Origin of the sequence: Paenibacillus durus ATCC 35681, assembly GCF_000993825.1 — a bacterium.
GTDB classification, from domain to species: Bacteria; Bacillota; Bacilli; order Paenibacillales; family Paenibacillaceae; genus Paenibacillus_AQ; species Paenibacillus_AQ durus_B.
In genome coordinates, this window is the sequence record NZ_CP011114.1 from 3,028,899 (window position 1) to 3,052,551 (window position 23,653).

A 23,653-nucleotide genomic window follows, 5' to 3' on the forward strand; every position below is an offset into this window, starting at 1 on the left:
GTACAGCAATCCAATATATATGGAAAAGAAACCATTGCGAAAAAAAGTGATAGAAAAATCTCATCAGTGTGATAAAATATTTTTGGCAAATAGGATAACCAAGTCATGATACAGAAAGGAATGCTTCCATGCACATGCGTCATCAAGCAGTAGTCAACACTTTTGAAAGTCTTGCCAAAACGGCCAGAGAAGCAGCCATTGTCGTACTTTCCGCCCTCCTGGTAGCCGCCGGTCTCAAACTGTTCCTCATCCCGCATCAGCTGCTCAGCGGAGGAGTGGCCGGAACGGCGTCCGTCATCGGTTACTTGACCAATCCCAAGTATATTTCGCTCATCTATTTCGGCATCAATCTGCCGATTCTGCTCTGGGGCTTCGTTGCCGTAGGGAAAAAATACATCTTCCTCAGCATGCTCTGCGTCGCCAGCACGACCTGGTTTCTGACGATTATTCCCCAGGTGCAGGTGACCAAAGATCCGATTCTCGCCAGCATCTTCGGCGGGGTTATTATTGCGGGAGGCGTCGGTTTCTCATTGCGTGCGGGCGGATCATCGGGAGGGTTCGATATTCTGGGCTCTATCATTACCCGCAAGCGGGATGTGCCGATGGGAACGGTGCTGTTCATTTTGGACGGGGTAATTATTTTGACCCTCGGATTTATGAAAAGCTGGGATTCCGCGCTGTACGCCATGCTATGTACCTTTGTGAAGAGCAAGGTGGTTGACATCATCCATATCCGGCATGTCAAACTGACCTGCTTCATCGTTACGAAACGGAAGGATGAGATGGTCGCGCAGCTGAACCGGCTTCCTCATGGCGTTACCGTGGTTAATACGGAAGGGGGCTACAGTCACGAAGGTAATACGATGCTGATGACGGTCACCACGCGGTACGAGCTTGCGGAACTGCGCAAGACGGTTATCGAGGTCGATCCATCCGCGTTCGTCAATGTGCTGGAGACAGTGGAAATTCTGGGGAGGTTCAAACGGCTGGCATAAGGGCAGCTTACACATTCTTATCCATTAAAAAAAGGGACTGCCGAAAGCCTTCTCAGGCTCGCGGGGCAGTCCCTTGTTGCTGCTTGCTGTATAGAAAATTTGTGGATTATTCAGCTTGAAACTTTTTCAAGCTGTGATGATAGTCTACCGGCGTTCCTGCGGACCGCCTACAAACACCTGCTGGTCGGTATCCAGACCGTACGCCGTATGCAGCGCCTGGATAATCTCTAGAAGCTTGCCGGACTCCACAACGCAGGACACCTTGATCTCGGAGGTGCTGACCATCTTGATGCTGATTCCAAGACTTGAAATCACGTCGAACATCTGCGCCGCCACACCGGGATGGCTGACCATCCCCGCGCCAACGATGGAGATCTTGACCAGATTATCTTCCGAGGTTACTTCGCGGTATGGCAATTCTTGTCTGATTTGCCGGATAACCTCCTTGGCCTTTTCCATTTCGTCCAGCGAGACGGTGAAGGAGAAATCCGCTTCCCCGTTCTGTACGCCGCTCTGCACGATGATGTCGACGTTGATGCCTTCATCTGCCAGCTTTCCGAACACTTGAGCCAGTACGCCGGGAACATCGGCCACTCCCGAGATGCTGATCCGAGCCACACTTTTGTCGTATGCGATGCCGCTTACCGCCACTCCCTGCTCCATGCTTGCTTCCTCCTTCACCACAGTACCTTCGTTATAATTAAAGCTCGACCGCACAACCAGCTTCACCTGGTAGCGCTTTGCGTATTCCACCGCGCGCGGATGCAGCACGGCGGCGCCCAGATTGGCGAGCTCCAGCATTTCGTCATATGAGATTTCCTTAAGCTTGCGCGCGTTCTTCACGATGCGCGGGTCGGTGGAATATACACCATCAACGTCGGTATAGATCTCGCACACATCCGCCTTGATCGCCGCAGCCAGCGCAACCGCCGTCGTATCGGAGCCGCCGCGTCCGAGCGTCGTAATCTCGCCGTCCATCGTCATCCCTTGAAAGCCGGCAACGATTACAATCTTGTCTTTCTCCAGCGCTTCCAGCACTCGGCGGGGCACAATCTCGTTAATCCGCGCCCGTCCATGTGTCTCATCCGTGCGGAAGCCGGCCTGCCAGCCGGTATAGGAAACAGCTTCCCGTCCAATGCCGGATAGAGCGATGGTTAGCAGCGCAATGGAGATCTGCTCCCCTGTCGTCATCAGCATGTCCATCTCGCGCGCAGGCAGCTCGCTGCTGAGCAGCTTGGCCTGATCGATCAGATCGTCGGTCGTGTCCCCCATGGCGGAGACGACCACGACACAGCGATGGCCCTCATCCTGCTTGTCTGCGATGCGTTTGGCAACCCGCTTCATGCGCTCGGTGTCGCCTACGGAGCTGCCTCCGAATTTCATGACATAAAGTGACAAAGCCTCATTCACTCCCTACTTCAAATTCTATGTAGCAGTTAATACATTCGGTTTCCCGCTTTTACACAGTATAATACGAAAGTGACCGGTTGCGTTAATTATTTTTGCAAAAAAATAGCGACATATCTCAAGCTCATGAACGAGCCCGTGAACGCCAAAACCTCCCCGCATCCATGCGGGGAGGGCGGTATCACGGCGTAACTAAACGGAGCAGTCTTACGCGCGGGAAATATACTTGCCTTCGCGTGTATCGACCAAGAGAACGTCATCCTCGTTAATAAAGAGCGGCACCTGTACGGTATGTCCGGTCTCCAGCTTGGCCGCCTTCGTCGCGCCTTGTGCTGTATTGCCTTTCACGCCCGGCTCGGTTTCCACGACCTTGAGCTCAACGCTGGTCGGCAGATTGATGCCAAGAAGCTCGCCCTGGTAGCTGACGATGTTAACCGTCATGTTCTCTTTAAGGAAATTCAGTTCCCACTCGAGCTGATCAGCATCAAGGCTGAACTGATCATAGGTTTGGTTGTCCATGAACACATGCTCGGAAGCGCTCGCATACAGATATTGCACGGCACGGTTCTCGATGATGGCGCGGCCGATCGTCTCGCCCGCACGGAAAGTGCGTTCAACGGTGTTGCCGTTGCGCAGGTTCTTCAGCTTGGAGCGGACGAACGCCGCGCCCTTGCCCGGTTTAACATGCTGGAAGTCCAACACGGTAAAAATGTCGCCGTCCACCTCAACGGTCAGGCCTGTTTTAAAATCGTTTACGGAAATCACTAATAAACCCCTCCTGAATTCGAAAATAACTTGTCCTTATGAGAACAATTAAACTATTTCGGCCGTAACCTAGCAGGGCGGTTCTACCGAAATTTAGAGAACGGTGTAATCCTTGGATGAATGGGTCAATCTCTCGACGCCGGTCTCCGTTACGACTACATCATCCTCAATGCGGACGCCTCCGAGTCCCGGCACATAGATGCCCGGCTCAACGGTGACAACCATACCCGGCTGAAGCACATCGTCGCTGAGCTTCGACAGCCGCGGCCACTCATGAACTTCCATGCCAAGGCCGTGGCCAAGACTATGCCCGAACTGCTCTCCGTAGCCATAGCGGGTGATAATATCCCGTGACAAAGCGTCGCATTCCTTGCCGGTCATGCCCGGCTTAATATGCTCCAGCGCGTACAGCTGAGCCTCAAGCACGATGTCGTAAATCTCTTTAAGTTTAGGGTCAGGGCTGCCCAGCGCGATCGTCCGCGTGATATCGGAGCAGTAGCCGTCCAGCAGCGCGCCAAAGTCAAACGTCACGAATTCATTGTTCTGAATGACCTTCTGACTCGCAACGCCATGGGGCATGGAGGAGCGTTCTCCGGAAGCCACGATCGTATCGAAGGACGAGGCGGTCGCCCCGTGGCTCCGCATGTAGAATTCCATTTCCAGATCGACGTCCCGCTCGGTCATGCCCGGCTTAATCACATTCAGAATGTGCCGGAACGTGTCGTCGGCAAGATCCGCAGCTCTTCTCATCACGGCGAGCTCATCTTCATCCTTGAACATGCGAAGCTTCTCCACCGCTTGAGATACCGGAACGAGTTCGGCCGGCTTCAGCGCTTCCGCGTATGACGTATAGGCGCCATAGGACACGTCGTCCTGCTCAAAGCCAAGGCGTACCTGCCCGCCCTTCGGCAGCAGTTCGCGAACCGTATCGATAAACTTTGGCCCATGCTGCACGACCTTAAGTCCCTTCGCCTGTTCCGAAGCCTGGGTCATGTAACGGAAGTCGGTCAGCAAATAGCTCTCGTCGCCCGTAATCAGCACATAGCCGGATGAACCGGTAAATCCGCTCAAATAGCGGCGGTTAATGCTGCTCGTGATTAACATCGCATCCAGACCGCGATCCTGTACTACCTTCCGCAGTTTGGAGACCCGGTTGTTGCCCATGATCATTCTCCTCTCGAAAATAGCCACATTGTATTGTAACATAGGGCCATGCCAACTGAGAAGTTTTTTTGATCGTCAGGCCATTCCCTTACTGCTGTCCCTCTTGCGCTCATCCGTGTATTCGGTCGCGGCCGTATAGCCAATGAACAGTCCCCATAGGAGGAACAGGCAAAATTCACTGATTAATGAATTCCAGGGAAGCCGAAAAGGCGGCTGCATCAGGAGGGACCAGGAGCAGGCCAGAATGAGCACTGACCACCATACGATTCCATAGATCATACCTGCCCAAGGCCCCTTTATTTTGCGGAAAACCAGAACATACAAGATGGAACAAAGAACCGAGAAGCCGATGAACAGCAGATACCCTGTTAGCTGACCGGCGGCCGATATCAGAAATTTATGCCGAAAGACCGGCTCGCCCAGAAAGCCCGGAATTACCTTCGTAAATCGAAGCGCATAGAATATCCAGTGCAATCCGCCCCAGATAAGGCCCGCAAAAAAACCCGTCTCAATCGCAAAAAACAACGGATTCGTCTTCTGCCGCTGCTGACTCGCCGCATTTCCCATTAAGCCGCACTCTCCTCTTTCTACTATAGATATAGGCCTTATAATTAGCCGCCGATCCTGCTTACAGACTAGTATGCACAGGAAAGATCGTTCCAAGTAGAAATGCAAACAAAAATTAGTTACAATGAAGAATATAGAGCAGCAGTACACTACATTTTACAGGAAGGTGAATTGGTTGTCTCAGGAAACTCCAAGTTACGGCGGTCAGGCCGTCATCGAAGGCGTTATGTTTGGCGGCAAGCATGTCAATGTGACAGCCGTGCGGCGGAAAAATCAAGAAATCACTTTTTTGGAGGTGCCGAGAAGCGAGAAGAGCTGGGTTGTAAAACTGCGCAAGATTCCGCTGCTTCGCGGCCTTGTCAGTATTATAGATGCCAGCGCCAAAGGCTCCAAGCATTTGAATTATTCCGCCGAGGCTTATGCGGAAGACGAGACGGAGCCGGAGGAACCCGCCAAGCAGAAGAAGCACAAGGAGAAAGAAGAAGGCTGGGGGCTTGGAATGATACTTGGCGTAGCCGTCATGGGGATTTTGTCCTTCCTTGTCGGCAAAATTATTTTCACCCTCGTTCCCGTGTTCGTAGAAGATTTTTTGTTCGGTAATGCATTCAAGAACTACGTTCTGCACAACCTCATTGAAGGGGCCATTAAGCTGGTTCTGCTGCTGGTCTATCTGTGGGTCATCTCCCAGACCCCTGTGATCAAAAGATTGTTCCAGTATCACGGCGCAGAGCATAAGGTCATTAGCGCATTCGAAGCCGGCGACGAATTGACGGTAGAGAATGTGCAGAAGCACAGCCGCCTGCATTACCGGTGCGGAAGCAGCTTCATGATGCTGACGATTGTGCTGGGCGTTATCATTTACTCCATTGTGCCATGGGATACCCTGGTGGAGAGAATTGTACAGCGGCTTATCCTGCTCCCGCTCGTCATCGGTGTCTCCTTCGAAGTGCTGAAGGGCACCAACGCCGTACGCGAACTTCCGGTGCTGCGCTATCTCGGCTATCCCGGACTATGGCTGCAGTTGCTTACAACGAAAGAACCGAAGGACGATCAGGTGGAAGTATCGATCGCCTCCTTCAACCGCATGCGCGAATTGGATGCGGCAATCGAAGCAAAAGGATATCAACAATCAAGTGTAACCGGAGGCATATTGGACCCTGCGAAAGGATGAGTGGCCTATGAAACGGCATGCTTTGATTTTTTGGAGCGCAGTACTGCTAGCGGTTTTCGGTCTCGTATCGGGTTTGGCGGCAGATGGCCTCAGTTCGCTGAAAGGCTTTGTCATTCCCGTCGCTTTGTTCCTTGTTTTGTACCTGCTCTACAAGTTCCCGCCCCGCCGGTATGCCGGAAGCGGCAGCCGCAGACAGCCTAAAATCAAGGTGAAGCCTTCCCAGAAGACATTGGCGAAGGTCGCAGGCATGCGAAAGAGCCAGCCGCCGGCCGGCAAACGCAAGACCTATCCTTTTCGAGTCATTGAAGGCAGCAAAGGGAAGAACGAAGATGAACAGTTGCCCAGATATCACTAATTTAAGCACGGTATCCGGCGTTCACGCATTCCATCAAGAGTGCGGGGACGCTTTTTTATTTACAATCAGCAGCTTCTCCAGCCGTCCCGGACGCCATTTCCGGAAAAACTCTTTTCCCGCATGGTATCCTGAATTGTACAGGGCCGTGCTCTCTTCAGGAGTCAGCTCAAATTGGACCGTACCGATGCCGAGTGTGGGAATTTTGACCGTGCGGACGAACTTCTCCTGCTCGATGTAGCGCTCGTCATGCGCCGACAGCATCGTTCCGACCAGTGCCTGAAGCATACTGAACGGTCCTGTGATCCGGTGAGCCTGAGGTGCTGTGCGCCCGACCATCTGATAGCCGACGACCGGAATCTTAACCGGCCCCAGCCCGCCGGGCTCTTTTTCCTCAAACAGCCACATCGGAAAATTGCTCAGCAATCCTCCGTCCACCATGTAGACAAACTGTTCGGCAAAAGACCTTCCTTCCGCCGCTTTCCCGCTTCTGCGCAGCATCACGGGATCGAAGAAGTACGGAATGCTGCAGCTCATGCGCACCGCCTTGGCCACTTCAAAATAATCGGGGCTGATCCCGTACTCCTCAAGTCCTTCAGGCAGGACAACCAGCCGGCCATCTGTTATGTCGGAAGCGATGATCGACAGCTTGCCCGGAGGAAGATCGCGAAAAGAAATAATTCCCTTCTGCCGTAAAATGCCGCGTATCCACGATTCCAGCGCCTCTCCCGAGTAGAGCCCCTTTTTCAGCATCACCCGCAGAGCGGGACCGATTAGCTTGGTATTGAAGAACGGCGAGCGTTTCAAAAAAGAACGGAATGAGGTGCCCCGAATAATTCTGCTCATTTCCTCCCCGCTGTACCCGGCCGCAAGCAGTGAGGCGACAATGGAGCCTGAGGAGGTGCCTGCTACTCTTTTGAATGTAACGCCCGCCTCCTCTGACGCCTGAACCGCTCCCGCAAGCGAAATGCCCTTTACGCCGCCGCCTTCGAAGACCGCATTGATTTCCATAAACGGCAATCCCCCGTTCCCATAGACTTATACTGCTTATCTATGAGCACGGGGGATATTTAATGCCTGGGAAGCCGGTTTAAGACTTAAAATAAAAGGTCAGTAAACTGCTTAAATCCGATGGATTGCGCACCACAATATCATTGGCCCGGAACATGATGCTGCCCTGCACTTCGGCATATTTTTCGTTGAATTTCAACTGGTTGATAATCTGCTCGCCGCTCTGCCATTCGGCGCTTTGGTCCGCTGCGCCTACCTTGTAGGCCGCCTGGCCGATATACAGCTTCACGCCCGTATTCCGAACCTCGTTCGCCCACCAATCCACCAGCTTGTCGTACCTGGCTGCATCAAAGGATAGGCTCCAATAAATTTGCGGAGCGATATAATCGACCCAATCCTGCTTGATCCAGGTCCGAACGTCGGCGTATATATCGTCATATGCGGACACGCCTGCCGTCGTATCCGAACCGGTGCTGTCCATCTTGCTATTGCGCCAGACGCCAAAGGGGCTGATACCGTAAGAAACGTTAGGCTTTAGCGCATGAATCTGCTTCCCGAGCTCGCGAACGAAGTCGTTGATATTATCACGCCGCCAGTCGGCTTTGCTTGCGATATTTTTAGCGTTATAGGTATTGAAGGTGCTGTCATCATCAAAAGAGGAAGACGGATAGAAATAGTCGTCCAAATGAACGCCGTCGATCGAGTAGCCTTTCACGACTTCAAGCACCGTATCGATGATGCTCTGACGCGCCTCCGGAATTCCCGGATTAATATAAAGCTTCCCGTACGCCTTAACGATCCACTCCGGATGCGCCTTGGCGACATGATTGGCGGCAAGGGTGGCAAAGGATTTGTCAGAGTCGTCTGTTGTCGCCCGGAACGGATTGAACCAGGCATGGAACTGCATTCCCCGTGCATGCGCCGCGTCGATCATGAACTCCAGCGGATCATAGCCCGGGTCCTTGCCCTGGGTACCGGTCAGCACCTTGGACCAGGGAACAAGCGAAGACGCATACAGGCTGTCGCCGCTTGGGCGCACCTGCACGAATACGGCATTGAAGCCGATGGCCTTCAGCTTGTCGAGCAAGCTGATGAACTCTTTTTGCTGCTGATCAATCTTCCCTATCGAAGACGCAGAAGGCCAGTCCAGGTTGTACACGCTGGAGATCCAAATCCCTTTCATTGCCTTGGAGCCAGCTCCAGGAATACTGGGAACGGTTGGCTTTGGAATAACAGGCACGTCCGGTACGGATGGCGTCTGCGGATTTACCGGATCGCTTGCCTGCGGAGGCTCGTCGCCTGTATAGAGCGATATCTGCTTGGCGGCTTTATTCCATACAACCTGAAGGCCGAGATTCTCCGCCACGAACCGTATCGGCACCATAATCCGCCCCTGCCTGATCACGACCGAATTATCCAGAGAAACGGAGGTTCCGTTCACCATTGCCGTTTTTTTACCATTCGTGAGCTTCAGTTCATTACCGGCCTTGACGATCGTAACGGTCTTGCTGCTCTGATTCCACCCTGTCTGCGCGCCAAGACCTTGGCTGATCACCCCGAGCGGCACCATGGTGACATTTCTTGAAGTAATATACGGCGGCACGTCGCTCGCAAGCGGGATTCCGTCAAGTTCAATGGTAATTACGGCTGATGCCGCCCGAGCGGCGCCGGAAGACAGCAGCGGTATACAGAGCACAATAAGTAGCAATCCGATGATCCAATTCTTCAGTTTCATAATTCCTCCCCAAACCTCCGGTTATGTAACATGCTACAAATTTGGACGAGGAAAAATGGAAAAGGTTGCGCAAAAAGCAAAAGAAACGGATCTACCGTCCATTTTCAGGACAATATCCGTTTCTTGTTTGTGCTCATGATTCGCTGTATAATTCCTGATGAATCTGATTTAACATCTGAATTCTGCTCTCATCCCGGCGGAAAAATTCCACAAGCGACTCTATGCATGTAATGGAATCCCAGCTTAAATGATGCTCAATTCCCTCGACATCCCGGTATATATTCTGCTCCTGGACGCCAATAATCGTGAGAAACTCTTCCAGTAGCTTGTGGCGGTCCACTAGACGTTTCCCTACTTTTTTTCCTTTAGTGGTCAGGACGAGTCCGCGATATTTCTCGTAGATGAGATAGTCGTCCTTATCCAGTTTTTGGATCATTTTGGTAACGGAAGAGGGATGAACCTCCAGACCCTCGGCAATATCCGATACCCGCGCATAGCCTTTCTCATCGATCAGCTTGTATATGCGCTCCAAATAATCCTCCATGCTGGGTGTTGGCATGCAATTACCTCTTTTCTATATTGACCATGGTCCTAAGACCAAACCTTGTTCTAACAATGATACATGTTTCTCCCCAAGCTTGGCAAGTCGAAAGCACACATGTACTGCGCCTAATATTCTACAGCTTTGTGAGGATTTTTGGACAATTAAATTCGATAAAATAAATACGTGTATCCCCACCAACAGCAAAACGCCCTGCGCCCCTTCTAGAATTTAAGCCAACCCGGAGTAATGCCTTGCAGCCAAATGGTAATACGGAACATCTGATCCGTAAACAGCAAAATGCCCATAAAGACCATCAGCGCTCCGCCGATTTTCATCAGAGGACCCGAATATTTCAGCAGCCGCCGCGCCCCGCCAACGAAGAAGGCCAGCACGAAAAAAGGCAGCGCGAACCCGATGCTGTACGCCGTAATCAGCTTCAGCCAGGTTCCCGGTTCGCTCGCCGACAGGGCGATAATCGCCGTCAGGATCGGACCGATGCAGGGCGACCAGCCGGCGGAGAAGCCGATCCCGAAAATAAAGGAACCGGCGTAGCCCGCCGGTTTCCGGCTGAACTCCAGCTTACGCTCGCGCATAAGGAAGCGGGGCTGAAAAATTCCCAGCAGAAATAGTCCCATCACTATGATCAGGATAGCGGACAATCGGCGGATCAGCTCTCGCTGTTCAATGAAGAACTGCCCGAATACTCCGGCGCCGAAGCCGAGCGTATAAAAGACCGCCGAAAACCCCAGAATGAACGCCAGTGTATGGCTGAGCGTGCGAAGACGGGCTTCCCTTCTCTGTTCTCCCGTTCTTAGCTGCTGGACCGACAGCCCGGTTATGTATGATAAATAAGAAGGATACAGCGGCAGACAGCAGGGGGAAATGAACGAAGCCAGACCGGCGGCCAAAGCGATTCCCGCGTTAATGTTGGACACAGCGGCATCTCTCCTTCAGTCACATTGCCGGGAGCCTTCGGGCTTCCGGTTTTGCTGCTGCTTTCTCATCCTTTCCGGTTGATTCTACAGGCGAACTCCCTTTTTACCGGCCAGTGTCAGCGCAAGAAGAGCAATCAGCAGTAGAACAATGGTCGCGCCCGGTGCCAGGTTCCAGACCCCTGCAATGACCAGCCCGCCGACAACGGCGATTTCCGCTATAACAACCGATAAAATAACGGCGATTCTAAAGCTGCGCGATAGCAGCAGGCTGATCGCCACCGGCACTGTCAGAAGTGCGGATACGAGCAGAGAGCCGACGATTTTGATCGCGGTGCTGATAACGAGGGCCGTCAGAATGGTGATCAGCACATTAAGCATCTTAACAGGCAGTCCGCTTACGCTGGCAGCATCCTCCTCGAAGCTGAGTAGAAAGAACTCCTTGAAAAACACCGACATCACGACTACCACTACAAGGGTCACGATGCCGACGACCAGTAGATCGGTATTGTCTAGCGTATAAATGCTGCCGAACAGATAGCTGATGACATCGGCATTATACCCTTTCCCCAAGGTGAAAAATAGTGAGGCCAGCGCTACGCCGCCCGACATAATAATAGCGATCGACAGCTCGGCGTAGGTTTTATAGGCTTTGCGGAGCTTCTCTATCCCGAAGGAAGCCGCGACAGCAAAGATCAGTCCCGCCCCCAGCGGGTAAAATCCGGTCAAAAATCCGAGCGCCACTCCGGCGATCGTGACATGGGCCAGCGAGTCCCCAATCATTGACAGCCTTCTAAGCACAAGAAAAACGCCTATAAGCGGCGCCGTAATCCCAATCAACAGGCCGCCCGCGAGCGCCCGTTGAAAAAAATCGCTGAATAGAATATCCAATGTGAAGTTTCCCCTCCCAAACCCTCCCCACCGGGGAGGGCCCCAAGGGCCGCGCCCTCTGGACACCCGCAATTTTTGGTGAAGGTGTTCAGGGGGCGCTCCCTGGGTCTGTTTGACTCAATGAGCGCTTACGTCCCAAAAGGCGGGACACGCTTGACTTTGTGCGTACCTAGATTAAAAGCTTAAAGGTCAAAGGCTTGATCGGCTAATGTTGTACAATGGCCGATCGTATTAAAACCTTAAGATCAAAGGCCTGATCATCTAATGTTGTACAATGGCTGATCGTATTAAAACCTTAAGATCAAGGGCCTGATCATCTAATGTTGTACAATGGCTGATCGTATTAAAACCTTAAGATCAAAGGCTTGATCGACTAATGTTGTACAATGGCCGATCTTTATTATGTGAGCGTATGCTGCAGGTCTTTGGCGGCGCAGTTCTGAAGCTCATGCGAATGGCGGGAATAGAAATTGATTTTACCGTTGCACTGCAAAGGGTCCTTGCCGAGATAATTTTGGATCATATCAATGTCATGCGAAACCATCAGGAATGTCATATGATGATGGGCATGCATATGCGTAATCAGGTCGAAGAACGCTGCTTGCGTCTCGATGTCGATGCCGACCGTTGGTTCGTCCAGAATGAGCAAATCCGGATGGTTAATCAGCGCCCGTGCCAGAAAGACGCGCTGCTGTTGGCCGCCGGACAGCATGCCCACCCGTTTGTTCTGAATGCCCTCAATACGCATAACTTCCATTGCGTCATCGCACTTGCACTGCTCAGCGCGGGAGATGCGGCGAAATACATTTTTGTTGTTGTAGAGTCCGGACATGACCACTTCCCGTACCGTGGCCGGAAACAGCGGGTTGAACGCATTTTTTTGCGGCACATAACCGATTCGTTCCCAATCCTTGAACTTGCGGACCGGCTGGCCGAACAGGCGGATCTCGCCTTCGGCTGCTGGAAGCAGGCCAACGATCATTTTAAGCAGCGTAGTCTTGCCGGCTCCATTCGAGCCGATAATGCCGACAAAATCACGTTCTCTCACCGTAAAATTCAAATCAGAAATGACCTTCTGTTGCCCATAGGAAAACGAGAGGTTCTGTATATCGATCATATGCTGGTGGCAGTCCAGGGATACCGGTTGCATGGCAATCCCCCCTTTCACGTAGGCTTTCTCCCTTATTTTAAGGCCAGAATTAAATTTTGCAAATTTTTCTCCATAAGGGTGAAATAATTTTCATTGTTTTGCTGATCCCGCTCCGTAAGCCCCTCTACCGGATTAAGCACCATTGTGGACACGCCCGCTTCGGCGGCTAACGTCTTGGCCAATTTGTCCGAAACCAATTCCTCGAAAAAAATATAACGGATGCCCTCTTTTTTCACCAGTTCCGCCAGCTTCACCAAATCCTGCCCACGCGGCTCGGCGTCCGGAGACAAGCCCATAATCGCGTGCTGGGTAAGGCCATAATCACGGCACAGATAAGCAAACGCCTGATGGGACACCACGATCTCTTTATTCGGGACCTTTGCCAGCTCCGCTGCAAACTTGGCGTCCAGCGCCTTCAGACGCTCCGCAACCTGGCTGTAACGCTCTTCATATCCGTCTTTATGGACGGGATCAACCTGCACCAGGCTGTTTTTAATATTTTCAGCCATCAGTAGAGCCGATTTCGGGCTGACCCAGGTATGCGGATCGGTATGCAGCGAGTCCCCGGATGCTTCCTCTCCGTGCTCTCCGCCATGATCATGCTCATCTTCTTCATTCGTCATGATATAATTGATGCCTTTGCTTACTTCGACCGCCTGCACCTTACTGCCGCTGTCAAGACTTTTCAGAAAATTCGGCACCCAGCCCTCCAGCCCGGCACCATTGTACAGAAACAGCTGCGCTTTGGAGGTATTCACGATATCTTGACTGCGCGGCGTCCAGTCATGCGGCTCCACGCCGACCGGCAGCAGATTGATGGCATTGACGTCTTCCCCGCCGATTTCCTTAGCAAACTCATAAATGGGGTAAAAAGTGGTAACTACGTTCACCTTGTCCTCCACGATCGCACCGCTGCTCTTCGGGCCACAGCCGGATAGCAGAAGCGCCAGCAGCATAAGGGGAAGCGCCAGTCCCTTGATTCCTTTGAATAACATGTTGTATGTTTCTCCTCCTGATCGTAAACTTTACTATTAGATTATAGTCGTAATCGTTACGATAAGTCAATCGCCTAATAATCATTCTTTCGGTAATAGAGAGATTTATACGATTCTTTATTATTTTTAATAGAAAAAAAGCAGCCCGGTCCAATGACCGTGCCGCTTCGAAACGAAACTTTTAATCAAGCCTCATGCTTCTTCAATCTATTTTACAATAGCGCCGTTCGGCATCGAATCGGGTACTGTCGCAATCGTAAGCTGGTCACCCTTTGAAGCCGCCAAAATCATACCCTGCGACAGCTCGCCGCGCAGCTTCACCGGCTTCAGGTTCACGATGCAGATCACCTTGCGTCCGACAAGCTCCTCCGGCGTATAGAACTTGGCGATGCCGGACACGACCTGGCGCTGCTCATAGCCGAGATCGAGCTGCAGCTTCAGCAGCTTGTCGGCCTTCTTCACCGGCTCGGCGGCAAGCACCTGCGCCACCCGCAGCTCGGATTTGGCGAAATCGTCGATGCCGATTTCTTCCTTGTGCTCTTCTTCCGGCTCGGCGGCAGCTGCCGGTTGTGCGCTAGCGGCTTCGGCGGTGGTTTCCGCACCAGCCTCGGCCGTCTTCTTGCCTCCGCCCATCGCCGATGAGATGTAGGCGACCTCCTGCTCTACGTCAAGCCGCGGGAAGATCGGCGCTCCCTTCACAAGCTTCGTGCCGGCTGGGATAACGCCGAACGTCTTACCGCTGTCCCAGGCGGTCAATTCGCCCTGGGTTATGCCGAGCTGCTCCCAGATTTTCGCCGGGGCCTGGGTCAGGAACGGCTGAAGCAGAATCGAAGCCGTCCGCAGCCCTTCAGCCAGATGTCTCATCACGGAAGCCAGTTCCGGCGTCTTGCTCTCATCCTTGGCCAGCACCCACGGCTGCGTCTCATCAATATATTTGTTCGTCCGGCTAACGAGTGCTCCGATTGCGGCCAGCGCGACAGAGAACTCCATTTTCTCCATTGCTTCTTCCACTTTAGCGTAGGTTTGGGCAACCGCTGCTTCCAGTTCCCCGTCAAAAGCGGTTACCTGGCCCTCATAAGCCGGAAGCTCGCCGCCGAAATACTTGTCGATCATCGCGACGGTGCGGTTCAGCAGATTCCCGAGGTCGTTGGCGAGGTCGTAGTTGATCCGGTCTACAAAGCTTTCGGGCGTGAACGTGCCGTCGGAGCCAAACGGAACCTCGCGCAGCAGGTAATAGCGAAGAGCGTCAAGGCCGTAGCGGTCGATCAGCGTTACCGGGTCCACGACGTTGCCCTTCGATTTGGACATTTTGCCTTCCTTCATCAGCAGCCAGCCGTGCGCGAATACCTTCTTCGGCAGCGGCTCGCCCAGCGCCATCAAAATGATCGGCCAGTAAATCGTATGGAAACGGACAATTTCCTTACCCACAATATGTACATCGGCAGGCCAGAATTTGTCATACAAACTGCGGTCCTCAGAGCCGTAACCGAGAGCGGTAATATAGTTAGTCAGCGCATCGATCCAGACATAGACCACATGCTTATCGTCGCCTTTGACCTTAACACCCCAATCAAACGTAGTGCGGGATACCGCCAGATCTTCAAGGCCAGGCTTAATGAAATTGTTAATCATTTCATTTTTACGGGATTCCGGCAGGATAAACTCCGGGTTCTCCTCATAATATTTTAACAGCCGGTCCGCGTATTTGCTCATTCTAAAGAAATAGCTTTCTTCCTTCACCAGTTCCACGGGATGGCCGCTTTCCGGGCTTTTGCCGCCGATAATATTGCCGTCCGCGTCACGGACGATATCCACAAGCTGCGTTTCCGTATAGTAGGTTTCATCTGAAATGCTGTACCAGCCTTCGTACTCGCCTTTATAAATATCTCCCTGCTGCAGCAGCCGATCAAAAATATCCTGAACGACCTTTTTATGCCGCTCTTCCGTCGTGCGAATGAAATCGTCGTTGGAGATGTCGAGCTTGTGCCATAATTCCTTGATCCCGGCTACAATGTCGTCTACAAACTTCTGAGGTGTCTTGCCCGCTTCTGCAGCCTTGCGCTCGATCTTCTGGCCGTGCTCGTCCGTTCCCGTCAGATAGCGGACCTCATACCCGCGAAGCCGCTTGTAGCGAGCCATTGCATCGCCCGCAACCGTCGAATAAGCGTGGCCGATATGCAGCTTGTCACTCGGGTAATAGATTGGCGTTGTTAAATAAAAAGTTTTCTCCTGACTCATTTCCGTCATCCTTTCTTTTGTTGCAGCCATTAGCCGCACTGCCGTTGTACCGGCCGGGACGTTTCTCCATGACACTCTGTCATCTATTTCAAGCACCTGTGGAGCGCCGCACCTGTTCATCAATGTTTTTGCCCGCAAAAAAACTCCCGCCCCCATATGGGACGAGAGTTGCCTCACGCGTTACCACCCAAAATTCCCCGGCTCCTCACGGAACACGGACTCACCCAGTTCCCGCAGCGGGAACTGCCCATTAACGCTGGTCACGCCGCAGGCTTACGCAGAGGCCCAATACAGCCTCAAATCGCTCGCAAGCGGTTCCTCCCGGACCATCTTCCATCTGACGTTCCAGACCGGCTTGCACCTGCCCCGGCTCTCTGCACTGGCGTCCCGATGTACTCATCCATTCGTCGGAAATACTTTTATTATTGAAAATATAACCAATATAGCTTACCTATGTCAAGTAGGACCTGCAGCTTCCTGGCTGGAAATCTGCTCTTTCGCCGGAGGTACCGGATCGAGGCCGCCCGGATGAAAAGGATGGCACCGGGCAATCCGCTTGGCGGCAAGCCAGGAGCCCTTAAGAGGGCCGTGCACTTCCACCGCTTCGAGCGCATACGCCGAACAGGTCGGATAGAACCGGCAGGTGGCCGGCTTTAATGGAGAGATGTACTTGCGGTAAATCTTGATCGGCGCTTGGACCGCAGTTCGGCCGATTCCCATAACTATTTCCCCTCTTCTCCGCGAGCCGCTTTATCCTCCGCGCCGGCCTCCTCACATTCCCTACAGTACCCGAACACTTCGAATTTATGCTTCACAACCCGGAATTGATCGGGCGTATCGGTCATATTCATCGGGCAGAAGGAAATGGGATACGTCTTCTGGCACTGCAAACAAATCATATGATGATGGTGATGGTCCTGACTGCAGTTGGCTTTGAATTTAATGCCGTCCTCAAAGACGATCTGCTCCAGTACGCCCATCTCTTCCATCACCCGCAGGTTGCGGTAGACCGTATCAAAGCTGAGCCCGCTGTACTTGCGTTCCATATGTTTATATACATCCTTGGCGGACAAATATCCTGTACTCTCGCCAAACAATTTGGCAAGCGTCTTGCGCTGGTCGGTGATTCGCAGTCCCTGCTCCGACATGGCTTCTAGTATTTCTTCTGTCGACAGCATAAGCTCATCTCCCCAAAAGTAAAGGTTCAAGGTAAATAACCCCTCTTTTTATAATGCCCCAAAAATATGACGCCGTCAATGAAGCTCAGCTCACCACCGGATTAAGGGACGTCTATTAAAAAAAATTCCCGGCAAGCCGTTTGAACACACGCTTTACCGGGAAGATTGATATAACGCCAAGTAGTTTTCTGGTTATTGTGCCTTCTGAGCCGGAAGCGGCATAAACAGCAGATTAATTGGCAGATTGCTTCCGGAAGCTGCGGTGAACATGATTTCTATCGTCTGCTCAACATTACCGGTGCGGTACAGCACGCTGTTCTGGTTCGGGGCATCAACGGCGCTCGAGTTCGGAGCCTGAATGATATTACCGTTCACCAGAAGCGGTCCCTGATATTTTCCGCCGCGCGGATTGAGTGTAATCAGCGTATTGGGAGCGACCCGGGTCAGCGTAATTTTGTAGACAACGCCGAAGTTGCCCGCATTGGAAGCTTCCGTACCCGAAAGCGCGTCCGTTCCCGGAAGATTGGGGTCGCTGTTGTTATCCCCGATGACCAATCTTGAAGGCGTCGCGCCCACCGGATCGGTTACCGTGATAATACGGTTCGCGTCCGCATATGTCCCGCGGTTATGCACACCGTCGCGATCCAGATAACTAAGAGTTGGCAGCGTAAGCAGCGGGTCCTTGGTTGCATCAATCATAATCACGGAATATTTCACCGGGTAATCACTGAATACATCGGACATGAGTGAAATAATCTGGCCAGGCTTCATCGTCACATTACTGAGCGTGGTAAGAACCACTTTGTTTTCTCCAGGCTGTAGGGTTACATTGCTATAAGCACTGCCTGTCTGGATGGACTGATAATATGTTTCGATAGACTTTTTGCCTGTTGCCGTAGGGATATCAAGCGGACCGCCAAAGCCGGAGCGCTGCGTCGTAATGGTAGTAGGATAAAGGTTGTTGTTCGTTGCAATGACATACATCTTCATGTTCGTCGACATCGAATTCTTATGGTGAACCATCAACCGGGTATCCCCCATCGCTGTCTCCTGGTAGACAATGCCTTCCGAATATACGGTTTCCGGGCTGTTGCTGCGGATCAGCGTCACGGGCTCAGAACTCGCAGTATAAGAGATCTTGTTCCAGCTTGGTATCTCGCTTCCGTTGATCGTATAAATGTCGCCCAGCGGCACGAAGAGCTTGTTGAAGTCCTCCTGGCTGTACAGCACTTCGTTGGTAATATTGATCGTCTTCTCGAAAGTGCTGCTGAGACCATGGGTGTCGGTGACCGTCAGTTGAATCGAGACGGGACCGGGATTAAAGAAAGCCAGAGCCCGATTGGACCATGATTCCGTCAACTGATCGCCGTCCGGGTCGGAACTGATATTCGTGATCGTGATTGGCTCACCCATCTTGTATTCGTCTTTGTCCGTTGTAAACTGCGCCACCGGCGGCTGATTCGGCTTGAGGACATTAATGGTTACCGAATACGGGTCGCTCCACTGGCCGTTGGAATCCATAACCGAATAATTAACTGTATAATATCCTGGCTGTTCAAAAATGTCCTGCCGTCCTTCCCAGCGCTCGTCCACAATCGTTGCACCGTTCGAGGCTGTACTGCTGGTTACATAATTAACGGTCGTTTCTCCCGCGAAAATCTCGGCTGGCTGGACCGTAAAGGAAGCTTTAGGCTTCGTTTGCAAGGTCAGAATGACACGCTTCTGCACATTATCCACCGTATATGGGATGCCAAGCGCCTGGGTAATCGAGGTCAACGGGACCATAAAGGTGTTTTTGTATTGGTAGGCTGGACCTTTCATCGTTGTCGCCTTGCCGTTCACCGTATAAATCTTGCTGTTCGTCTTGAAACGGAGCTCATTGCCATTCTTCATGATGATCGTTTCTTTAGTTGCTCCATTGTAGGTCAATTTCAGACCCACACGCTCCACCATGGCCCGGATGGCCACATTAGAAACGCCATTCTTCACAGCCATTGGCTGGCCCGCTAAATATTGGACGCCATTCAAATACATCTTATTGCTGTTCATCATCAGCACAAGCTGACCCGCGCCGGCGGCGCTGGCAGGATTCGGCGTCGGAGTGACAGTTGGCTGTATAGTAGCTAACGGTGACTCGGAAGCTGACGGTGCCGGAGTCATGACAGGCTGCTCTACCGCCTGCGATCCTTCCGTGGTTGATGAAGGCATGGCCGAAGCGGCGGGCGATGCTGTTGGGGCCGGTGACGCTATTGGAGCCGGAGACACCGTTCCCGTAATCGCTGTAGCCGCTGCGGTTTCAGTCGGCGTAGCGGAAGATGCAGTGTTTACGGCTGCGGCCTTGACCGCCGTCCCTGCCGGTACCTGTGTTGCGGATTCAGCAAATGCTGGAATTGCCGAGGCGGCTTGCGCCACCGTAAGTACAGCTATTAGTGCCAGTTTTCTAACGTTCATTAGTATGACTCCTTCTGCTCCCTTTATTGTTGAAAATAAGAACTAAAATGGCGTAAACTCCGCCCACTACTGATATTCCCGGCAAAAACACAGCCGCCCACAGGCGGCTAGCGCTTTTGTCATGGCTTCCCCAAACAAAACATATTATTAGACGCAAGCCCAGGCAAAAAGTTTCATTAAAATGGAGAAAATTTGCAAAAAACATAAACTTCTCCCTAAAAGAATGCAATATCGCTCAAAATTCTTTCCTTAATTTGGAAATTCCGAAGACAACTGCTTTATCTATGTATATAGCCGCCAAATTTTTAGTTAGCCGCTCGTTTTTCTTTACTCTGTCACATCTACTGACGGATTAAGACGGAAACACCTAAATCCTTAGTACGCTATCCAAGACTCCTCAAAATAAAGGAGCTTTAGATTCCATTGCCCCAGCCTTGTCGCTTCTTCCGCTCCAACCAAAATCATCGTGTCCGGTCAAAAGCAGTAACTCATTCCAATTTCCCAGGAAATCAATCATAAAGGCTCATATGACGATATCCATAGCATTCTCAAATCATGAAAAAAGCTGCTCTATGCTCCGAAGATATCGGACGGTGAGAGCAGCTTCTATAGTTACACGGAAGAGTGACTCTCGTCCGTTATTAAAAATCGGAACCTCACTCCGGAACTCCCGATTTATATTCAGCGTCGAAATAATATTATACAAGAGCCGTCTGCTTGCGACCTTCGTCGATAAGCCGATATGCACGCTGCACTTCTTCGTCCGTAGGACTTGGCACACCTTCCAGTTCGTAGGGCTTGCCAAGCATTTCCCACTTGTAGACCCCCATCTGATGGTATGGTAAAATTTCGAACTTCTCTACACCTTTCAAGGTCCCGATAAACCGGCCCAGATTGAGCAGATCTTCTTCCTTGTCATGAATTCCAGGTACATAGACAAGACGAATCCACATCTTACGTCCGTGATCGGACAGCCAGCGAGCCAGCTTGAGTGTACGTTCATTCGACTTTCCAGTCAGCTTGAGATGAGCCTCGTCATCGATGTGCTTGAGATCCAGAAGCACAAGATCGGTTACATTCAGGAGGTCCGTAATTTTATCTCCTTCATTATATCCATTGGAATCCAGCGTCGTATGCAGATCCCAACGTTTCTTCACCTCAGTGAACAGCTGCTCCACAAACTTTGCTTGAAGCGTCGGTTCTCCGCCGGATACGGTAAGTCCGCCACCGGAAGTACGGTAATAATTCAGGTAAGGTTCGATTTCCTTAAGAATCTCATCTACAGTGACTTCTCTGCCTTCGTCTAAAGCCCATGTATCCGGGTTGTGACAGTATTGACATTTCATTAAGCATCCTTGCATAAATAAAATGAAACGGATACCAGGCCCGTCTACGGTTCCGAAGGTTTCCAGAGAGTGAATACGGCCTTTAATCATAGGTGGTCATCCTTTCTCACGACTGGCTATCTATCGAAAAAAACTTAAAATTTTAACAATATCAATACAAGATTTTACCGCCCTTGATTCAAGGGCGGTATCACCTTGCTTGTTACAGCATATTTAAAAGTTTAATTCACGTTAGAGACAACTTACATCGAACCGTGGAAAGTACGGTTAATAACATCAAGTTGTTGTTCACGAGTCAGCTTGATGAAGTTAACGGCATAACCGGATACACGGATGGTGAGTTGTGGGTAGTTCTCAGGATGTTCCATAGCGTCCATCAGTTGTTCGCGGTTAAATACGTTAACGTTCAGGTGATGACCTTTGCTGTGGAAATATCCGTCCATCATGGATACCAGGTTCGATTTACGTCCTTCTTCATCTTTACCCAGTGCCTTAGGAACGATCGAGAAGGTATTGGAAATACCGTCAAGGCTGTCTTCATAAGGCAGTTTAGCTACGGAACTCAAGGAAGCAAGAGCGCCCTTCTTGTCGCGTCCGTGCATTGGGTTAGCACCAGGTGCGAACGGCTCGCCTTTTTTACGTCCGTCAGGCGTAGTACCCGTTTTCTTGCCGTATACAACGTTCGAAGTAATTGTCAGAATCGATTGAGTCGGCAGGGAATCGCGGTAAGTTTGGTGTTTGCGAATCATGTTCATGAAGGATTCAACCAGTTCAACTGCGATGCTGTCAACAGCATCGTCGTTGTTGCCGTAGCAAGGGAATTCACCTTCGATTTCGAAGTCTACTGCGATGCCTTGTTCGTTGCGGATCGGTTTAACTTTAGCGTATTTGATCGCGCTCAGGGAGTCGGCAGCAACCGACAGACCAGCGATACCGCAAGCCATCGTACGCAGAATGTCACGGTCATGCAGTGCCATTTCAATGCGTTCGTAGGAATATTTATCATGCATGTAGTGGATAACGTTAAGGGTATTGATGTAAGTCTTAGCAAGCCATTCCATCATCGGTTTGAAGCGGCTGATTACTTCGTTGTAATCAAGCACTTCGGAAGTAATGCGCGGATATTCTGGGCCGACTTGAGCGCCGGATTTCTCATCCACGCCACCGTTGATGGCGTACAGCAGAGCTTTAGCCAAGTTGGCGCGTGCGCCGAAGAATTGCATTTGTTTACCGATGCGCATTGCGGATACGCAGCATGCAATACCGTAGTCATCGCCATAGATCGGACGCATCAGATCGTCATTTTCATATTGGATCGAGCTGGTCTCGATGGATACTTTGGCGCAATATTTCTTAAATCCTTCAGGAAGCTTCTCGGACCACAGAACAGTCAGGTTAGGTTCCGGAGCCGGTCCCAGGTTGTACAGAGTGTGCAGGAAACGGAAGCTGTTCTTCGTAACGCGAGTTCTTCCGTCTACGGACATACCACCGATGGATTCTGTTACCCAAGTCGGGTCACCAGAGAACAGGTCGTTGTACTCAGGAGTACGAAGGAATTTCACGATACGCAGTTTCATAACGAAATGGTCAACAAGCTCTTGTGCTTGTTCTTCAGTCAGTGTGCCCTCTTCAACGTCACGTTGAACGTAGATATCCAGGAAGGAAGATACCCGTCCGAGGGACATTGCGGCGCCGTTTTGTTCCTTGATGGCAGCCAGGTAACCGAAATATACCCATTGGAAAGCTTCTTTAGCAGTGTTTGCAGGTTTGGAAATATCAAATCCGTGCGCGGCAGCCATTTCTTTCAGCTCACTCAGAGCGCGGATTTGCTCCGACAGCTCTTCGCGGAGACGAATGACACTTTCGCTCATGGAATCTACTTCAAGGTTAAGTTGATCTTGTTTCTTTTCCTTGATCAGGAAGTCAATACCGTACAGAGCAACGCGGCGGTAATCACCAATGATACGGCCACGACCGTAAGCATCCGGAAGACCCGTGATGATACCTGCTTTACGCACAGCTCTCATATCAGATGTATATGCATCAAATACGCCTTGGTTATGCGTTTTGCGAATATTCGTAAACATGTCAACAATGCTGCTCGGAAGCTCGAAGCCATAAGCTTTACAAGCGTCGATCATCATTTTGATGCCGCCGAACGGTTGAATGGAACGTCTGAAAGGAGCATCCGTTTGAACACCAACGATTTGTTCCTTTTCTTTATCAATATAACCTGGTTTGTGGGATACGATTGTAGAAACCGTGTTAAGGTCTACATCCCATACGCCGCCTTTTTCTCTTTCTTCTTTGCTCAGTTGGGAAATAATTTTCCACAATTCGTTAGTGTTGCTGGTTGGACCTACGAGGAAATCTTCGTTTCCTTCATACGGCTTGATGTTCTTCTCGATGAAATCATTAACGTTAACATGCTTAGTCCATTTTCCGCTAACAAATCCACGCCATCCCGACTTGACTTCTTGTACTTCTCTTTCAATCACCGACATGCTAATCCCTCCATATATTTATATGATTTGTAGAGATCGCGGGCTTGAAGGTTAATCCCGTGTCTCGTGATCCCATGCTGTGCTTGTAACAAAATTCACAATTGAAGTTCAATAACTGGGATCTTATATAAACATCTTAGTTTACTTTCCCTAAGAAAACTGTGACAAATATCACCATCTAGCATCTTTTTGGTGATATTTGTCACTCCAATCTCAATCCCAGCTTGAACTGTCAAAAACCTATTTCTATATGTGCA

At 51.2% G+C, this 23,653-nt stretch carries 20 protein-coding genes; 3 read left to right on the forward strand and 17 right to left on the reverse strand.

Features of this window, described 5'->3' with window-relative positions; genetic code table 11:
* Positions 1-134: 134 nt before the first annotated feature.
* Positions 135-995 carry a YitT family protein gene (locus tag VK70_RS13955; RefSeq protein WP_046724278.1) on the forward strand — a complete coding sequence of 287 codons (861 nt, stop codon included), beginning with the start codon at positions 135-137 and terminating at the stop codon, positions 993-995.
* Positions 996-1,139: 144 nt separating this feature from the next.
* Here the strand turns inward: VK70_RS13955 and VK70_RS13960 are convergent, their stop codons facing one another.
* The 4 genes from VK70_RS13960 to VK70_RS13975 form a co-directional block, all read right to left on the reverse strand.
* Positions 1,140-2,393 carry an aspartate kinase gene (locus VK70_RS13960; RefSeq protein ID WP_025693951.1) on the reverse strand — a complete coding sequence of 418 codons (1,254 nt, stop codon included), beginning with the start codon at positions 2,391-2,393 and terminating at the stop codon, positions 1,140-1,142.
* Positions 2,394-2,609: 216 nt separating this feature from the next.
* Entirely contained in the window at positions 2,610-3,167 is a 558-nt protein-coding gene (gene efp / locus VK70_RS13965; RefSeq protein WP_025693952.1) for an elongation factor P, read from the reverse strand.
* 93 nt (positions 3,168-3,260) lie between these two features.
* Entirely contained in the window at positions 3,261-4,331 is a 1,071-nt protein-coding gene (locus tag VK70_RS13970) for a M24 family metallopeptidase (RefSeq protein ID WP_025693953.1), read from the reverse strand.
* Positions 4,332-4,406: 75 nt separating this feature from the next.
* Positions 4,407-4,898: a YqhR family membrane protein gene (locus VK70_RS13975; protein WP_025693954.1), complete on the reverse strand. Its 492-nt coding sequence runs from the start codon at positions 4,896-4,898 to the stop codon at positions 4,407-4,409.
* 226 nt (positions 4,899-5,124) lie between these two features.
* Between VK70_RS13975 and VK70_RS13980 the strand changes: the two genes are divergently transcribed.
* Together VK70_RS13980 and VK70_RS13985 are read left to right on the forward strand one after the other, a co-directional pair.
* The gene (locus VK70_RS13980) at positions 5,125-6,069 is read left to right on the forward strand and encodes a DUF1385 domain-containing protein (protein WP_411431705.1); all 945 of its coding nucleotides are present in this window, start codon (positions 5,125-5,127) and stop codon (positions 6,067-6,069) included.
* Positions 6,070-6,076: 7 nt separating this feature from the next.
* Complete coding sequence (locus tag VK70_RS13985; protein ID WP_025693956.1) at positions 6,077-6,424, forward strand: hypothetical protein; 348 nt, start codon at positions 6,077-6,079, stop codon at positions 6,422-6,424.
* A gap of 33 nt (positions 6,425-6,457) precedes the next feature.
* Here the strand turns inward: VK70_RS13985 and VK70_RS13990 are convergent, their stop codons facing one another.
* The 13 genes from VK70_RS13990 to pflB all read right to left on the reverse strand — a co-directional run bounded on the left by VK70_RS13990 (position 6,458) and on the right by pflB (position 23,396).
* Positions 6,458-7,432: a patatin-like phospholipase family protein gene (locus VK70_RS13990; protein WP_025693957.1), complete on the reverse strand. Its 975-nt coding sequence runs from the start codon at positions 7,430-7,432 to the stop codon at positions 6,458-6,460.
* 79 nt (positions 7,433-7,511) lie between these two features.
* Positions 7,512-9,167, reverse strand: coding sequence for a family 10 glycosylhydrolase (locus tag VK70_RS13995; RefSeq protein ID WP_025693958.1), 1,656 nt, complete (start codon positions 9,165-9,167; stop codon positions 7,512-7,514).
* Positions 9,168-9,300: 133 nt separating this feature from the next.
* Complete coding sequence (mntR, locus tag VK70_RS14000) at positions 9,301-9,726, reverse strand: transcriptional regulator MntR (protein ID WP_025693959.1); 426 nt, start codon at positions 9,724-9,726, stop codon at positions 9,301-9,303.
* 206 nt (positions 9,727-9,932) lie between these two features.
* On the reverse strand, positions 9,933-10,646 hold the full coding sequence (locus tag VK70_RS14005; RefSeq protein ID WP_025693960.1) for a cytochrome c biogenesis CcdA family protein: 714 nt from the start codon (positions 10,644-10,646) through the stop codon (positions 9,933-9,935).
* Between the two features lie 84 nt (positions 10,647-10,730).
* A complete protein-coding gene (locus VK70_RS14010) occupies positions 10,731-11,534 on the reverse strand; it encodes a metal ABC transporter permease (protein ID WP_025693961.1) in 804 nt (267 codons plus the stop codon).
* Between the two features lie 400 nt (positions 11,535-11,934).
* Positions 11,935-12,684 carry a metal ABC transporter ATP-binding protein gene (locus VK70_RS14015; protein ID WP_025693962.1) on the reverse strand — a complete coding sequence of 250 codons (750 nt, stop codon included), beginning with the start codon at positions 12,682-12,684 and terminating at the stop codon, positions 11,935-11,937.
* 32 nt (positions 12,685-12,716) lie between these two features.
* Positions 12,717-13,679 carry a metal ABC transporter solute-binding protein, Zn/Mn family gene (locus tag VK70_RS14020; RefSeq protein WP_025693963.1) on the reverse strand — a complete coding sequence of 321 codons (963 nt, stop codon included), beginning with the start codon at positions 13,677-13,679 and terminating at the stop codon, positions 12,717-12,719.
* A 207-nt stretch (positions 13,680-13,886) separates the two neighbouring features.
* On the reverse strand, positions 13,887-15,917 hold the full coding sequence (gene metG, locus VK70_RS14025; protein WP_046723419.1) for a methionine--tRNA ligase: 2,031 nt from the start codon (positions 15,915-15,917) through the stop codon (positions 13,887-13,889).
* A gap of 456 nt (positions 15,918-16,373) precedes the next feature.
* On the reverse strand, positions 16,374-16,637 hold the full coding sequence (yidD, locus tag VK70_RS14030) for a membrane protein insertion efficiency factor YidD (protein WP_025700312.1): 264 nt from the start codon (positions 16,635-16,637) through the stop codon (positions 16,374-16,376).
* A 2-nt stretch (positions 16,638-16,639) separates the two neighbouring features.
* Positions 16,640-17,095: a Fur family transcriptional regulator gene (locus VK70_RS14035; protein WP_025700314.1), complete on the reverse strand. Its 456-nt coding sequence runs from the start codon at positions 17,093-17,095 to the stop codon at positions 16,640-16,642.
* 192 nt (positions 17,096-17,287) lie between these two features.
* Positions 17,288-19,546, reverse strand: a complete 2,259-nt coding sequence (locus tag VK70_RS14040; RefSeq protein ID WP_025700316.1) for a copper amine oxidase N-terminal domain-containing protein — start codon at positions 19,544-19,546, stop codon at positions 17,288-17,290.
* A 698-nt stretch (positions 19,547-20,244) separates the two neighbouring features.
* Positions 20,245-20,982, reverse strand: a complete 738-nt coding sequence (pflA, locus tag VK70_RS14045) for a pyruvate formate-lyase-activating protein (RefSeq protein ID WP_025700317.1) — start codon at positions 20,980-20,982, stop codon at positions 20,245-20,247.
* A 152-nt stretch (positions 20,983-21,134) separates the two neighbouring features.
* Entirely contained in the window at positions 21,135-23,396 is a 2,262-nt protein-coding gene (gene pflB, locus VK70_RS14050; RefSeq protein ID WP_025700318.1) for a formate C-acetyltransferase, read from the reverse strand.
* Between the last annotated feature and the right edge of the window lie 257 nt (positions 23,397-23,653).